1 protein-coding gene is annotated in these 1,230 nt (G+C 71.2%); it reads right to left on the reverse strand.

All coding sequences use genetic code 11. The features are described 5' to 3' along the window. Positions 1–153 precede the first annotated feature (153 nt). Positions 154–1,230, reverse strand: a 1,077-nt coding sequence (locus AB0M20_RS44495) for a nucleoside hydrolase-like domain-containing protein (protein WP_364307625.1), incomplete at its 5' end; no start/stop codon positions are given.

A 1,230-nucleotide genomic window follows, 5' to 3' on the forward strand; every position in this document is an offset into this window, starting at 1 on the left:
CGCGCACCGCGGCCGTCGTCCGGGTCGTCCCGAGATCTATACCTATGCCGTACGGCGTCCCCACGATGATCCCTCGCTAACAGTCCCAGGCAGGCGGCCGGAGAGTAGCGCACACCTGCCGGGATCCGCTGGCGCCGGAGCCCCGGGCCGTCCTCAGACGACCCGGATGATCGCGCGGTCGTAGCGGGTCAGCGGGAACCGGCCGTCGTCGGTGCCCTCGAGGATGACGGAGATCGTCTGGCCCGGCTGCGCGTCGGCGGGGATCGTGACGACGCCGCGATCCGAGACGGTCACCGCGCCCGGGTACGTGCCCTCCTCGCGGTACTGCCACCAGCGGGTCGTCACCCGGTCGTGGTCCGGGTCGGCGGTGCGGGCCGGCAGCCGGACCGTGGCGCCGGGCTTCGCGCGTACCCCGGACGAGGTTTTGACCGTCGGTGGGTGGTTGCCGTCGCGGTAGCGGGGAGTGATCGTCCAGGCCATGCGGGCGGCGAAGTCGTTCTGCGCGGCGGCGGCCCAGCGCAGCGTCGTGTAGTCGGCGATGCCGTCCTCCGTGGGAACCAGCGTCCAATAGTTGGGCGCCGTCTCGACCGCCCGGCCGCCCCAGCCGCCCAGCGCCGGGTTGCCCGGCTCCTGCAGACCGGTGTCCAGCAACGGATTGAAGGCCACGTTGTCGCCCTCGGAGAGGAAGTCGTAGGGCTCGAGCGGCTTGCACCAGCCGCCCGGCGCGAGCTCCGGATCGCCGAAGATGTCCAGCGGATCGCCCGGCATCGCCTGCCCGTCGAGCCACGAGCGGTAGAGCGAACCGTACGGTCCGATCTGGATGTTCGCGCGGATCCAGGCGCCGGTGAAGTAGACCCGGTCGGCCGGTAGACCGCGCACGTTGCCCTGGCCGCCCCAGTTGCAGTTGTAGCCCCAGGTGGCGTATCCGGCGGCCAGGTTGCGCACCTGGATGCCGGGCCAGTGCGGCGCGATGTAGTCCGCGTACGTCTCGTCCTGCAGCCCGCTCGCCAGGATCACGGCCTTGCCTTCGACGGCGCGCTTGACCCGGCTCCAGTCGCGGGTCCCGGCGTACCGCTCCTCGATGGACTTCAGCGCGCGGGCGATGGTGTTCATGCCGCCCCAGGCCTGCAGGTACAGCGTCCGGCGGTCGTGATCGAGCAGCAGCCGGCGGATCAGATCGGAGCCCGGCGTGTCCTTCGCCATCTCGCCCTCGAACTCGATGTTGCCGAC

The organism is Actinoplanes sp. NPDC051633 (assembly GCF_040681735.1).
In the GTDB taxonomy this organism is placed as follows: domain Bacteria; phylum Actinomycetota; class Actinomycetes; order Mycobacteriales; family Micromonosporaceae; genus Actinoplanes.